Genomic DNA, 13,286 nt, shown 5'->3' with positions numbered 1-13,286 from the left:
TGTTCCATGGGCGCGATCCCGCTGCCGACCGAGGGCAGTGTCCGGCGCGGGCGACCGCGAGACGACCGTCTCGACGCCGCCATCATCGACGCGGCGATCAAAGAGGTCGCCGCCAAGGGTTGGTCGGGAGCGACGATCGAGGGCATCGCCTCCCGCGCGGGCGTCGGCCGCGGTTCCATCTATCGGCGCTGGTCCAGCAAGAACGAGCTGTTTCAGTACGCGGCCTCGTCGATCACGCGATCCGCCGACGTGGTAGACACCGGCTCCTTCATCGACGACCTGTTCGCGGCGATGCTGCCGATCGCCGAGATGCTCATCGATCCCGAACTCGCCGCCCTGTTGCCGGCGCTACTCGCCGAAGCGTCCAACGACGACTCGATCCGCCAGACGCTGTACACGTTCGCCGGGCAGTCTCGCCAGCACGCAATCGACGCGGTCGAACGTGCCCGCCGCCGCGGCGACATCCCCGGCGACACCGACGCCGACGCACTCGTCGACATGCTCGCCGGCGGCCTGGTCTACCGCCGGCTGCTGCGTGGCCAGACCACCGATGCCGACACGGTCCGAACGCTGATCAGGCAGGCCGTGTCCAGCCTCAACCAGGCAGGAGAACAACCGTGACCGAACTCCTCGACGTCGATCTCACCGACCCGCAGCTCTACACCCAGGGCTTTCCGCACGACGTCTTCACCGAGCTGCGCCACCGCGGCGCGGTGCACCGGCACGCCGCGGTCGAGGGCCGCCCGGCGATTCCGTCCATCCCGTTCTGGTCCATCGTCACCCACCCGGAGGTGCAGCAAGCCAACCGCGACTGGCAGACCTTCGCCGCTGCCGGCGGGCCGATGATGGACGCCGACCCGCTGCTCAACGCCGGGCGGGTCATCGTCGCGCTAGATCCGCCCGAGCAGGCCCAGCTGCGCCGGACGATCACCTCGGAGTTCACGCCCCGGATGATCGGCCGACTGGAGCAACTCATCGCCACCCGAACCCGAAACATTCTGGCCACGGCCGCCGCCGGCGGCACCTGCGATTTCGTCTCCGATATCGCCTACCAGGTGCCGATGCATCTGATCGCCGACATCGTCGGCATCCCGGAGTCCGACCGCGGCTGGGTGTTCGAGCGAACCGATCTGCTGCTCAAAACCGGCAACCCGTACAACGGCTACACCGACGAGGAGCGCCTGGCCGTTCAGGCCGAACTGTTCGACTACGCCCAACGGCTGACCGCCGACAAGCGAGCCAACCCGACCGACGATGTGTGGACCAAACTGGCGGGCCAGCTCGACGGGTTCGAGCTGGAGATGTTCTTCCTCATCCTGGCCATCGCCGGCAGCGAGACCACCCGCAACGCGTTGACCCAAGGGCTGGTCGCGCTCCTCGACGATCCGGACCAATTCGACCAGTTGCGCGCAGAACCCGCCCTGGCCGTGACAGCGGCCGACGAGGCCATCCGGTGGTCGAGCCCGGTCTTGTTCTTCGGCCGCACCGCCACCCGCGATGTGACCGTCGGGGGACAGGACATCACCGCCGGTGACCGCGTGCTGTTCTGGTATCCGTCGGCCAACCGCGACGAGAACGTCTTCGAAGCTCCGTTCCGCTTCGACATCCACCGCTCACCCAACCCGCACGTGTCCTTCGGCGGCGGCGGCGTGCACTACTGCCTGGGCGCCAATCTCGCCCGCAAGGAGGTGCAGGTGGTGCTCGGGACCGTCGCGGCGGGCTACGACGTCGAGCTCGCGGGCCCGCCTGTGTGGGCCGGCGGAGGACCGGTGCACAACGTCGGCATCGGGATCGATTCGCTACCGGTACGGATCACCGCGCGCTGAGGTGTCACCACCGCGCCGACACGTTGTCGGCGATCTGCGTGGCGACCCGCACCGCCGAGTCACCCGGGTTCGCGGCGCAGGTGTTGATGTCGACGATCACATTGTTGCGCAGGGCCAGCGCCCGCCCGCAGGCCCAACCGCCGGCACGCGCATGCTGCTGGGTCGCCACCACACTGAGGACGCCGTCGGCGTTGGTGATCGGACCAGGAACCCACTCCGTACCGCTCTGCAGATGGGTGTAGTACCGGCACTGCGGCCACTGCTGAGCCGACGCATCGAAGAACGCCTGGGCCTTCTCGACGAGCGGGAACACCACCACCGCCTGCTTGAGGTAGTGGGTGAAGTCGTCACCGTTGTTCAGGCTCTCGTCGCGCGAGGCGCTGTAGCCGCTGCCGGCATAGACCGGCGCCTCCGCGGCCGCGTCGACGGCCAGGCACTCGATCGGCGCCATGTCGGCGCTGCTGTCGGACAGAGCAGTCTGCGAGCCGGTCAGCGCCATCCCCGTGGTCCCCATCGTGACGTTGATTTCGTCTGGGCTGAGCAACAATTCGGGTAGCTCGCGCTCGACGAGCGGGCGCGGGATCATCGTCCTGGTCGGCGTGATCGACTCGGCGTTGCCGATCGAACTGCCACACCCGGCGACCAGGGCGCAGATCATCGCCAACCCGAAGGTGGCTGCTGGCTGGCGCATGCCTTCCTCCCATACAGATGTGCCCAACCGATCCGCGCGGCGCGCATCCCCCGCGAGGCACGACGCGTGCATTCATCGTGCGAGATCGCACTTGCCGATGGTCGCAACCCGGCGGCGTTTCTCGGTAACGATGCGCGTGGCATTTGGTAACGAATGCGCGCGACCGCAACCCCGTCAAATGCGGCGTGTCGCCGCGGAGAGCCGCGTAATTTACGCGAAGGTACAAATACCTGTCATCGCCGTCAGGTGCGCCCGCCGCGCCCGCCGGCCTGCGGAGGGAGCCTCATGGGCCACGCCACCTGTATCGGCCGCATCGGCGCGCTCGCGGTGACACTCGGCGTCGGTGTCGCGCTGGGCAGCATGCCGGCCGTTGCGTCCGCCGAGCCGGGAACCTCGTCGGAGTCCTCCCAGGGCTCCCAGCCGTCGCGCGAGCGCGACACTGCGTCCTCGGGTTCGCGCACGGGCGACACCACCGAGCGCCGGAGCAATCGCCGGGAGAGCCGATCCGAGGAACGGACCACTTCTCGACGAGCCACCCGGGACAGCACCGAGGCCACCGTCGACGAGGCGTCCGACGTCGCGGCGCCGGCCCGCAAGCAGGAACGCGATCACGACCTGACGGCGGAAGCGGCCGTGGTTGCGCCGGCCTCCTCGCCGCCCCCGTCCGGCGAGGACGTCACCGCACCCGAGTCCGCCACCCCCCGAGCCGAGGAACCGGAGCCGGCAGTCACCCCAGCCGCGAGCACGACCCAGGAGGCCACCACCATCCAGACGACCCGGACGCTGCAGACGACGCCGACCACCCCGCAGCGCCGCGCCCCGAAGTCGGCGCCCACCCGCGAACGCGCCACCCTGGCCGGTGCGGTCTCCAGCTTCGTCTCCGCACTGCTGAACCCGACGGCCGGCCCGGGCCGCGGAACCCCACTGCAGGCGCCGGTGATGCTTGCCGCGATGGGTGCGGTGCGCGACGAGCTCGAACGCAACACGGAGCGCCGGCTGGCGAATGAGGTTGCGGCGCAAGTGAATGCCCAAGCACTCGCGGAGAACGTTCTGGTGATCGGCGTCGACGGGGTCAACCTGAGCCGGGTGCTCACCAACCCAGCGATGGTGAACTTCTGGAACCTGATGGGCGACGCCACCACCGCCCCGGCGAGCATCGTCGGCCACACCACCATCTCCAACCCGTCGTGGACGGCGATCCTGACCGGCGTATGGGGGGAGCGCACCGGCGTCATCAACAACGTGTTCACCCCGTGGACCTATGACAAGTGGCCGACGGTCTTCGATCTGATCGAGGGCCAGAGCGCGGCGGTCCAGACCACCTCGATCGCGAACTGGAACGTCATCTCGGCCATCGCCGACGCCGGAAACGGCGGCGCCGACGTCGTCGTCAACGTCGACCAGGTGCCAGGGGACACCGACTGGCTGTTGACCGACGACGCGGTCGGCGCGGCGACCGTCGCCGCCATCAACGGCGCGAATCTGGCCGACCCCAATTTCGTGTTCAGCTACTTCGTCGGCGTCGACGAGAACGGTCACCTGTACGGCGGCGCGTCCGATCAGTACCGCATCGCGCTGGAGAACTTCGACGAGAACCTCGGCGCGATCCTGACCGCGATCGACAACTCCGACGAGGAGTGGACGATCTTGATGGTCACCGACCACGGCCACCAGCCCCAGAAGGGTTTCGGGCACGGTTTCCAGTCCCCGGACGAGACGTCGACGTTCGTCCTCGCGCGCAACGGCGGGCTGTTCACGCCGGGCGCGATGAACCTGCAATACGAGATCGTCGACGTCACCCCGACCGTGCTGGCCCTGTTCGGCCTCGACACCCCCGGCGATCTGGACGGCGAATCCCTGATGGACCAGGGCGGCACCGCCGTGCCGGTCGGCGACGACCCCGACGAGGCCCTGCGCGAGGCGCTGCAGGATGCCATCGACAACTACGGCTACCCCGACATCGGAACCCAGATCGCGTTGGGCGCGCGCACCGTTTTCGGCGCGATCCCCTATTACGTGGACGGGCTGACCGACACCGTCACCTCGGGGCTGCAGGCGGTAGCCGAGATGGACATCTTCCTGGTCAGCCTGCTGGCCGAGGTGGCGATCGCCCCGGTGCAGCTACTCGGCGACGTGCTCTACGTCGCGACCAACATCGTCGCCCAGATCGTCGCCCGGCTCACCGGGGTCACCGGGGCGAGCATCTTCCCGCTGTGGCCGCCGGCCCCGCCGCCGTCGGAGTTCACCCCGCAGGATCCCGCCGACGCCCGGATCGGGTCCGTGTGCGGTGCGCGCTCGGCGGCGGTGCTGCTGTGCAGTCCGGACAGTGTCGCGGTGTGACCGCTACCGCTGCATCGACCCGATGAAGTAGGTCTCGTCGCCGGTGGGGTAGCCGCCGCCGTCGGTGGCGATGTGCACATGGTCGAAATGGTTCAACGTCTCCGAGCCATAGTCGGCGGTCCAGCTCGGCGCACCGATGCCCGGGTAGAAGCCCTGCCGCCAGATGACGTGCAGCACGCCCCAGCGTTTCGCGTTGGCCAGCGCGAACCCGGCGATCTGGTTGCCCAGTTCGATGCCCTCGTCGCTGTTGTGGTTGGGAATCATCACGTCGATGGCCAGCCCGTTGGGGTGCCACTTCAACGGATCCTGCCGGTACCCGCCGATGGTCTTGATCTCCGGGAACATCATGCTGATCGCCCTGGCCGCCCAGATCGTCTTGACCTGTAACCCGCCCTCGTGGGTAACCCCGGCCGGCAGCGCCATGTCGAAGACCCGGGCGTCGACGGGCGCGCTGGCGGCCAGCAGTTCGGCTTCGGTGGGTACCGGGGCCGACGCCGCGACCGGCGGCGCCGGATCGAACGCTGCCGGGGGAGCCGCGGGCTGCTCGGCAGCCGGCGGCACCACAGCGGTCTGGGCGTAGATCATGCCCGCCGATGCGACCACCGACACAGCAACAGCCAACCACCGGCCGCGGCCGTTAGCTAACACCTTGCTGCCCACCAGAGCACCATAAACGGCGACCTCCGGGCACCGGCGGCTTTTGTCGCACCCGGCGGCGCGTCGGGACTCAGAACGGCTGCACGCGGTCGGTCCCGACGATGGCCCCGCGACCGGTCCGGTCATTGGTGAACCGCATCCCCGTCGGGGTCACCGCGATGGTCCAGCCCAACGCCCGGTAGGTCTGACCCGACAGCGTGACCGGCTCGGCCGCGCCGAGATTGCCGTCGACGTAGGAGCCCGTCCCGTCGGCGTTGATGCGAACCCCGTGGTACGGCCCGCTGCCGTCGGCGTGCTGCGGCCAGCCGGTGCCGCTGGTCTGGCAGCCGACGAACGCGGCCTCCACGATGCACTGCGTGTCGCCGCCCGCGGTCTGCACCACGACATAGCCGAACTGGTTCGGCGCCAGATCGACGACCTGACCCGAGGGCAGCGTCGCGGGGGTATCGCCGACGCCGCGCTGCAGGGCCGTCGAGCGGTAGGACACCACCTGAAAGCCGAACTGATCGAGCGGCTCGAGGTCGCTCGCCTCGCCCGACGGGGTCCAGATCGCCATCGGCTGTCCGTCGACGACCGTCTTGGCGATGTGCGGAGACGGGGTCCACGACAGCACCGAATCCATCGCCGCGGCCGATTCGAAGTGATCGAAATGCACAACGCCGTCGCCGTCGGCGGGCACGCATGAGGAGCCGCGCACGATGTGCCGGGTTCCCGACGCGTCGGCGGCGCCGTCGCGGCACACCGCGGCCTGCCAGTCCGACGGCGTCCCGGACACCGCGACCTCGGCGGCGCGGGCGGGCGCCTCCGGTGTCGGGGCCGACGAGCACCCCACCATGGTCAATCCCACCACCGCGGCCGCGCCGCAGGTCGCCCACCAGCCGGCCGGTGTGAGTGTCATATCGATGTCCTTCTGCCCGAACCTCGCCGAGTTTGCTCGACGGCGTGAATGTATCTGCGCCCCAGCGGCGCAACGTCCAACGCGCCGGATCCTGTCCCAACCGTGACGGTGCCGTGACGGCAGCGAAGCCCGAGCTGACCCTCCGTGGGCCATCCCACGTTCGGTAGTCTGCGCCAGAAGGGTCACAGCTCTTCGAACTGACGCCAGAGACCTACGCCGGGAGACAGCACACATGAGCGCCGAGCAGCCGACCATCATCTACACGCTGACCGACGAGGCGCCACTGCTGGCGACGTTCGCCTTCCTCCCGGTGATCCGCACCTTCGCCTCCGCGGCGGGCATCGACGTCAAGTCCACCGACATCTCGGTGGCCGCGCGCATCCTCGCGGAGTTCAGCGACCGGCTCACCGACGAGCAGAAGGTGCCCGACAACCTCGCCGAGCTCGGCGAGCTGACCCAGCTGCCCGAGACCAACATCATCAAGCTGCCCAACATCAGCGCCTCGGTACCGCAGCTGCTGGCCGCCATCAAGGAGCTCAAGGCCAAGGGTTACGACCTGCCCGACTACCCGGGCGACCCCAAGAACGACGAAGAAAAAGAGATCAAGGACCGCTACGCGAAGGTTCTCGGCAGCGCGGTCAACCCCGTTCTGCGCCAGGGCAACTCGGATCGGCGCGCCCCGAAGGCGGTCAAGGAGTTCGCCCGCAAACACCCGCACAGCATGGGGCAGTGGTCGCAGGCCTCCCGCACCCATGTGGCGACCATGAAGGACGGCGACTTCTACCACGGCGAGAAGTCGATGACCATCGACAAGGATCGCAAGGTCAAGATGGTGTTGACCACGAAGAGTGGCGAGGCGCTGGTGCTCAAGCCGGAGGTGGCGCTGGAGGCCGGCGACGTCATCGACAGCATGTTCATGAGCAAGAAGGCGCTGTGCGACTTCTACGAAGAGCAGATGCAGGACGCCTACGAGACCGGCGTGATGTTCTCGCTGCACGTCAAGGCGACCATGATGAAGGTCAGCCACCCCATCGTGTTCGGCCACGCGGTGAAGGTCTTCTACAAGGACGCGTTCGCCAAGCACCAGAAGCTGTTCGACGAACTCGGGGTCAACGTCAACAACGGCATGAGCGACCTGTACGACAAGATCGAGAAGCTGCCCGCGTCCCAGCGGGACGACATCATCGAGGACATCCACCGCTGCCACGAACACCGCCCCGAGCTGGCGATGGTCGACTCGGCGCGCGGAATCACCAACTTCCACTCGCCGTCGGACGTGATCGTCGACGCGTCGATGCCGGCGATGATCCGGCTCGGCGGCAAGATGTACGGCGCCGACGGCCGCACCAAGGACACCAAGGCCGTCAACCCGGAATCCACGTTCTCCCGGATCTACCAGGAGATCATCAACTTCTGTAAGACCCACGGCCAGTTCGACCCCACCACCATGGGCACCGTCCCCAACGTCGGGTTGATGGCGATGAAAGCCGAGGAGTACGGCTCCCACGACAAGACCTTCGAGATTCCCGAGGACGGGGTCGCCGACATCGTCGACGTCGACACCGGCGAGGTGCTGCTGAGCCAGAACGTCGAGACCGGTGACATCTGGCGCATGCCGATCGTCAAGGACGCCGCGATCCGGGACTGGGTCAAGCTGGCGGTCAGCCGGGCCCGGGCGTCGGGCATGACCGCGGTGTTCTGGCTCGACGACGAACGCCCGCACGAGAATGAGCTGCGCAAGAAGGTCAAGACCTACCTCAAGGAAGAGGACACCGAGGGTCTGGAGATCACGATCCTGCCGCAGGTATGGGCGATGCGGTACACGCTGGAACGGGTGATCCGCGGGCAAGACACGATCGCGGTGACCGGCAACATCCTGCGTGACTACCTGACCGACCTGTTCCCGATCCTGGAGCTGGGCACCAGCGCCAAGATGCTCTCGATCGTGCCGCTGATGGCCGGCGGCGGCATGTACGAGACCGGGGCCGGCGGCTCGGCACCCAAGCATGTGCACCAGCTGCTCGAGGAGAACCACCTGCGCTGGGATTCGCTCGGCGAGTTCCTGGCCCTCGGCGCCTGCTTCGAAGACCTGGGCCGCAAGACCGACAACGAACGGGCCGCGCTGCTGGGCAAGACCCTCGACGCGGCGATCGGCACGCTGCTCGACAACGACAAGGGCCCGTCACGCAAGGCCGGCGAACTCGACAACCGCGGCAGCCAGTTCTATCTGAGCCTGTACTGGGCCCAGGAGCTGGCCCAGCAGAGCAGCGACAGCGAGCTCGCCGAGTACTTCAAGCCGCTGGCCAAGGCGCTGGCCGAGCAGGAGGAGACGATCATCTCCGAGCTCAACGAGGTCCAGGGCGAGTCAGTCGACATCGGCGGCTACTACTACCCGGACCGGGAGAAGACGACCGCGGTGATGCGCCCGAGCAAGACCTTCAACGAGACGTTGGAGCGCGCCGGCAGCTAGCGCGGCCACAGCTATCGCGGGGGCTTCGCGGTGTGCGGGTGGCGGGGTTCGCCGTCGGGGATCCGGCGCCGATGGGTGACCTGAGTAACATCTGTCCCAGGAGCACCGATAAACAGCCATCACTGGTAGTCGACTAGGGGTAGCTATGCGGGTAATGGGCTTGTCACTGACCGCGACGAGCGCGGTGTGGGTGCTTCTCGACACCAGCAGCGGCACGGTCCTGGCCGAGGAGGTCGTCGCGGTCACCTCGGTCGACGAGGTAGCCAAGGCTGCCGCGCAGAGCGTGCAGGCGTTCGCCGCGCAAACCGACCACGACATCGACAGCGTGCATCTGACCTGGACCGAGGACGGCCGCCAGCACGGCATCCGGCTGCGGACCAAGCTGCGGCTCTACGGCTTCGACGCGATCGAGACGATCACCCCGGACGAGGCCCGCGAAGGGCGCAACCGCACCGCGCGGCACATCGCCCCGCACCTGGCGATGGCCTACGGCGCCGCTCGGGCGACCCACGCCGACGACACCGGTTCGGCGTTGCAGCGGCTGACGGCGCTGGTACCGCACCGCTCCGCGGAGCCTGGCCCCGTCCGCGACGGGGTCGGCGCCCGGCTGGCCGCGGTCGGCGACAACGCCCGCGACTCCATGGCCCGGCTCGTCGACACCAGTCGTGCAACTCTGCAGTCGGCGGGTGCCCGCGTCCCGCTGCGGATCGCCGCCGCGGTCGGCGTCGCCGCCGTCGTCGGAGTCGCGTTGTACGCCTTCGTCGGTGTCAGCCCGACCCCGGCGCCGGCACCTGAACCGGCCAGCGCCGTAGCCGAGCCGACCTCCGCCCCCTCGGGAGACCCCGAACCCGCCGTCCCGGCACCGGCACCCGAGCCGGTGCTGGCACGGCCGGACGTAGCCGGCGCCACCCAGCGCGACGCCGGCTCCTCGCCGGAGTCGACGATCGTCGCCGAAGCCGCGCCCGCGGTCGAGGCGGTTCCGGAGGTCAGCACCCCGCGGCGATCGGCGTCGGTGCCGGTGACCCCCGCGGTCGAGGACACTGCGGTCGCGAACAGTGCAGTTGAGAACACCGCCGTCGCCGAAACAAGCCCCCAGGTTTCCCCGGTGGCAGAGGTGGCTTCGGCGCCAGCCCAGATGGCACCCGCCGAACAGATGCCGTCACCGGCCGGGCGCCCGCATCTGAGCAATCCCGCCCCGGTGGCCGGGCCCATCGCCGTTCCGGAGCCTTCGGCGCCGGTCGCGCCCGCGGCGCCGGAACCGCCGCCGGGACCGCTGAACGTCTTCCTCGGAGCTCTGCCCTGACGGGCGTCAGCGCCCCATCGGCACCGAGATCAGCCGACTGCCCGCGGCTTTCACCGAGCCAGGCAGCACCTGCGCGACGGCGCCCCATCGCCTTTGAGCTCAGTGAACTGACCACCACCTGCTTGCCCCCGCGCATGAGTGCCTCGAAGCCCTGACGGGCTACGTCGGCCGGGTCGTCCTTGCTGCCCTGGAGGCGCCGGTGACGAGGGCCCCCTTCAGTCATGACTGCCGCGTACCCGGCCCGGAGGAGCGAAAGCCCGAGCGGTGCCCGGGCCCCGGCGCACCGTTTTCGCAACACGCGCGCCAACTTTCGAGAAAAACTTGATTCCGTCCAGAAAAGGGGCCAAGATCGAGAGGATGGCCGAAGATTCCGACTATGCGGGCGCGCTCCGCTCGGCCGCTCTGCGCGTCACCCGTCCCCGGATGGCGGTGCTGCAGGCAGTCGAACAGCATCCGCATGCTGACACTGAGCTCATCATCAGGGCTGCACGCGACGTGCTGCCCGACATCTCCCGTCAAACGGTCTATGACGCGCTCAACGCGCTGGCCGCGACGGGGTTGGTTCGACGGATACAGCCGGCAGGCTCGGTGGCCCGGTATGAGACCCGGGTCGCCGACAACCACCACCACATGGTGTGCCGGTCCTGCGGGGTGATCGCCGACGTGGATTGCGCGGTCGGCGACGCCCCGTGCCTGACGGCTTCCGACGACCTCGGCTTCGACGTCGACGAGGCGGAGGTCATCTACTGGGGGTTCTGCCCTCGGTGCACGGCATCTCGTATGTCCCGATCACATCCGTGATCAAACAGCCCCATCATTTACCGAATGTATGGATCAGGAAGGGAACACAGTGTCATCTGATACCTCCGATGCTCGGCCCCCGCACGCTGACAGCAAGACCGCCAGCGACAGCGAAAGCGAAAACCCGGTCATCGAATCCCCGAAGCCCAAGTCGCACGCTCCGCTGACCAACCGCGACTGGTGGCCCGAGCAGGTCGACGTGTCGGTGCTGCACAAGCAGAACGAGAAGGGCAACCCCCTCGGCGCGGACTTCGACTACGCCGAGGAGTTCGCCAAGCTCGACGTCGAGGCCTTCAAGCGTGACGTCTTCGAGGTCATCACCACCTCCCAGGACTGGTGGCCGGCCGACTACGGCAGCTACGCGGGTCTGTTCATCCGGATGAGCTGGCACGCCGCGGGCACCTACCGCATCTTCGACGGCCGCGGCGGCGCCGGGCAGGGCGCGCAGCGCTTCGCCCCGCTCAACAGCTGGCCCGACAACGCCAACCTGGACAAGGCCCGCCGCCTGCTCTGGCCGATCAAGCAGAAGTACGGCAACAAGATCTCGTGGGCGGACCTGATCGCCTACGCGGGCAATGCTGCGCTCGAGGTCTCCGGCTTCAAGACCGCCGGTTTCGCGTTCGGCCGCGAGGACATCTGGGAGCCCGAGGAGATGCTGTGGGGCCAGGAGGACACCTGGCTGGGCACCGACAAGCGCTACGGCGGCACCAACGACAGCGATCGCAAGCTGGCCGAGCCGTTCGGTGCGACCACCATGGGCCTGATCTACGTCAATCCCGAAGGCCCGGAAGGCAAGCCGGATCCGCTGGCCGCGGCCCACGACATCCGCGAGACGTTCGGCCGGATGGCGATGAACGACGAGGAGACCGCCGCGCTGATCGTCGGTGGCCACACCCTGGGCAAGACCCACGGGGCCGGCCCCGACGAGGGCATGGGTCCCGAGCCCGAGGGTGCTCCGCTCGAGGAGCAGGGCCTGGGCTGGAAGTGCCCGTTCGGCTCCGGCAAGGCCGGCGACACCGTCACCAGCGGTCTGGAAGTGGTCTGGACCGACAAGCCGACGCAGTGGAGCAACCGCTACCTGGAGATCCTCTACGGCTATGAGTGGGAGCTGACCAAGAGCCCCGCCGGAGCGTGGCAGTTCGAGGCCAAGGACGCCGAGGCGGTGATCCCGGATCCGTTCGGCGGTCCGCCGCGCAAGCCGACGATGCTGGTCACCGACGTGTCGATGCGCCAAGACCCGATCTACGGCAAGATCACCCGGCGCTGGCTCGATCATCCCGAGGAGATGGACGCGGCCTTCGCCAGTGCATGGTTCAAGCTGATGCACCGCGACATGGGACCCGTGAGCCGCTACCTCGGGCCGTGGATCCCCGAGCAGCAGCAGGTCTGGCAGGACCCGGTGCCGGCGGTCGACCACGAGCTGATCGACGAGTCCGACATCGCCGCGCTGAAGACCAAGCTGCTCGACTCCGGCCTGACCGTGCAGCAGCTGATCAAGACGGCGTGGGCGTCGGCAGCCAGCTTCCGCGGCACCGACAAGCGCGGCGGCGCGAACGGCGCCCGGGTCCGGCTGGAGCCGCAGAAGAACTGGGAGGCCAACGAGCCGGCCGAGCTGGCCAAGGCGCTTCCGGTGCTCGAGCGGGTGGCGCAGGAGTTTAACTCCTCGGCCACCGGCGGCAAGAAGGTGTCGCTGGCCGACATCATCGTGTTGGGCGGTTCGGCGGCCGTCGAGAAGGCCGCGCGCGACGCGGGCTACGAGATCGACGTGCACTTTGCGCCGGGACGCACCGACGCCACGCAGGAGCAGACCGATGTGGAGTCGTTCGCGGTGCTCGAACCGCGGGCCGACGGTTTCCGCAACTTCGTCCGGCCGGGTGAGAAGGCGCCGCTGGAGCAGCTGCTGGTCGAGCGGGCCTACATGCTCGACCTGACCGCTCCGGAGTTCGCTGCGCTCATCGGTGGTCTGCGCGTGCTCAATGTCAACCACGGCAGCAGCAAGCACGGCGTGTTCACCGACAAGCCGGGGGTGTTGAGCAACGACTTCTTCGTCAACCTGCTCGACATGCGGACGGAGTGGAAGCCTTCGGAGGCCACGGAGAACGTCTACGACGGTCGCGACCGCGTCACCGGTGAACCTCGCTGGACGGCCACGGCCAACGACCTGGTGTTCGGCTCGAACTCGGTGCTGCGCGGCATCGCCGAGGTCTACGCGCAGGACGACAGCAAGGGCAAGTTCGTCGAGGACTTCGTCGCTGCCTGGGTCAAGGTGATGAACAACGACCGGTTCGACTTACGGTGAC

Annotated in this window: 10 protein-coding genes; 7 read left to right on the top strand and 3 right to left on the bottom strand. The window is 68.3% G+C overall.

Going from position 1 to position 13,286, the window contains the following annotated elements; genetic code table 11:
- The first annotated feature begins 6 nt into the window (after positions 1-6).
- Together G6N31_RS06815 and G6N31_RS06810 are read left to right on the top strand one after the other, a co-directional pair.
- A complete protein-coding gene (locus G6N31_RS06815; RefSeq protein ID WP_098004951.1) occupies positions 7-621 on the top strand; it encodes a TetR/AcrR family transcriptional regulator in 615 nt (204 codons plus the stop codon).
- Positions 618-1,826 (top strand): cytochrome P450, encoded by a 1,209-nt coding sequence (locus tag G6N31_RS06810; protein WP_098004952.1) that lies wholly within the window; start codon positions 618-620, stop codon positions 1,824-1,826. Before G6N31_RS06815 ends, G6N31_RS06810 begins: the two co-directional genes overlap by 4 nt.
- 4 nt (positions 1,827-1,830) lie before the next feature.
- Here G6N31_RS06810 and G6N31_RS06805 read toward each other — a convergent pair whose 3' ends face one another.
- Positions 1,831-2,517: a sensor domain-containing protein gene (locus G6N31_RS06805; RefSeq protein ID WP_098004953.1), complete on the bottom strand. Its 687-nt coding sequence runs from the start codon at positions 2,515-2,517 to the stop codon at positions 1,831-1,833.
- A gap of 285 nt (positions 2,518-2,802) precedes the next feature.
- Here G6N31_RS06805 and G6N31_RS06800 point away from each other — a divergent pair, with 285 nt between their 5' ends.
- Positions 2,803-4,857, top strand: a complete 2,055-nt coding sequence (locus G6N31_RS06800; protein WP_234815428.1) for an alkaline phosphatase family protein — start codon at positions 2,803-2,805, stop codon at positions 4,855-4,857.
- A 3-nt stretch (positions 4,858-4,860) separates the two neighbouring features.
- Here G6N31_RS06800 and G6N31_RS06795 read toward each other — a convergent pair whose 3' ends face one another.
- Both G6N31_RS06795 and G6N31_RS06790 read right to left on the bottom strand, forming a co-directional pair.
- Positions 4,861-5,517, bottom strand: coding sequence for a VldE C-terminal domain-containing protein (locus G6N31_RS06795; protein ID WP_098004954.1), 657 nt, complete (start codon positions 5,515-5,517; stop codon positions 4,861-4,863).
- A 67-nt stretch (positions 5,518-5,584) separates the two neighbouring features.
- Entirely contained in the window at positions 5,585-6,412 is an 828-nt protein-coding gene (locus G6N31_RS06790; RefSeq protein WP_098004955.1) for a hypothetical protein, read from the bottom strand.
- Positions 6,413-6,644: 232 nt separating this feature from the next.
- Between G6N31_RS06790 and G6N31_RS06785 the strand changes: the two genes are divergently transcribed.
- The 4 genes from G6N31_RS06785 (at position 6,645) to katG (ending at position 13,285) form a co-directional block, all read left to right on the top strand.
- Positions 6,645-8,882 carry an NADP-dependent isocitrate dehydrogenase gene (locus tag G6N31_RS06785; RefSeq protein WP_098004956.1) on the top strand — a complete coding sequence of 746 codons (2,238 nt, stop codon included), beginning with the start codon at positions 6,645-6,647 and terminating at the stop codon, positions 8,880-8,882.
- A gap of 154 nt (positions 8,883-9,036) precedes the next feature.
- On the top strand, positions 9,037-10,185 hold the full coding sequence (locus G6N31_RS06780) for a DUF7159 family protein (RefSeq protein WP_234815429.1): 1,149 nt from the start codon (positions 9,037-9,039) through the stop codon (positions 10,183-10,185).
- A 357-nt stretch (positions 10,186-10,542) separates the two neighbouring features.
- Positions 10,543-10,986, top strand: coding sequence for a Fur family transcriptional regulator (locus G6N31_RS06775; RefSeq protein ID WP_098004958.1), 444 nt, complete (start codon positions 10,543-10,545; stop codon positions 10,984-10,986).
- Positions 10,987-11,035: 49 nt separating this feature from the next.
- Complete coding sequence (gene katG, locus G6N31_RS06770) at positions 11,036-13,285, top strand: catalase/peroxidase HPI (protein WP_165776265.1); 2,250 nt, start codon at positions 11,036-11,038, stop codon at positions 13,283-13,285.
- Position 13,286 lies beyond the last annotated feature (1 nt).

It is taken from the genome of Mycolicibacterium duvalii (genome assembly GCF_010726645.1).
Taxonomy (GTDB): domain Bacteria; phylum Actinomycetota; class Actinomycetes; order Mycobacteriales; family Mycobacteriaceae; genus Mycobacterium; species Mycobacterium duvalii.
This window is presented reverse-complemented; position numbering and strand designations above follow the sequence as displayed.

Excerpts from the sequence above, each read along its gene's own strand:
- G6N31_RS06815 (WP_098004951.1), top strand. The coding sequence starts at position 7 with ATGGGCGCGATCCCGCTGCCGACCGAGGGCAGTGTCCGGCGCGGGCGA.
- G6N31_RS06805 (WP_098004953.1), bottom strand. The coding sequence starts at position 2,517 with ATGCGCCAGCCAGCAGCCACCTTCGGGTTGGCGATGATCTGCGCCCTG.
- G6N31_RS06800 (WP_234815428.1), top strand. The coding sequence starts at position 2,803 with ATGGGCCACGCCACCTGTATCGGCCGCATCGGCGCGCTCGCGGTGACA.
- G6N31_RS06790 (WP_098004955.1), bottom strand. The coding sequence starts at position 6,412 with ATGACACTCACACCGGCCGGCTGGTGGGCGACCTGCGGCGCGGCCGCG.
- G6N31_RS06785 (WP_098004956.1), top strand. The coding sequence starts at position 6,645 with ATGAGCGCCGAGCAGCCGACCATCATCTACACGCTGACCGACGAGGCG.
- G6N31_RS06780 (WP_234815429.1), top strand. The coding sequence starts at position 9,037 with ATGGGCTTGTCACTGACCGCGACGAGCGCGGTGTGGGTGCTTCTCGAC.
- G6N31_RS06775 (WP_098004958.1), top strand. The coding sequence starts at position 10,543 with ATGGCCGAAGATTCCGACTATGCGGGCGCGCTCCGCTCGGCCGCTCTG.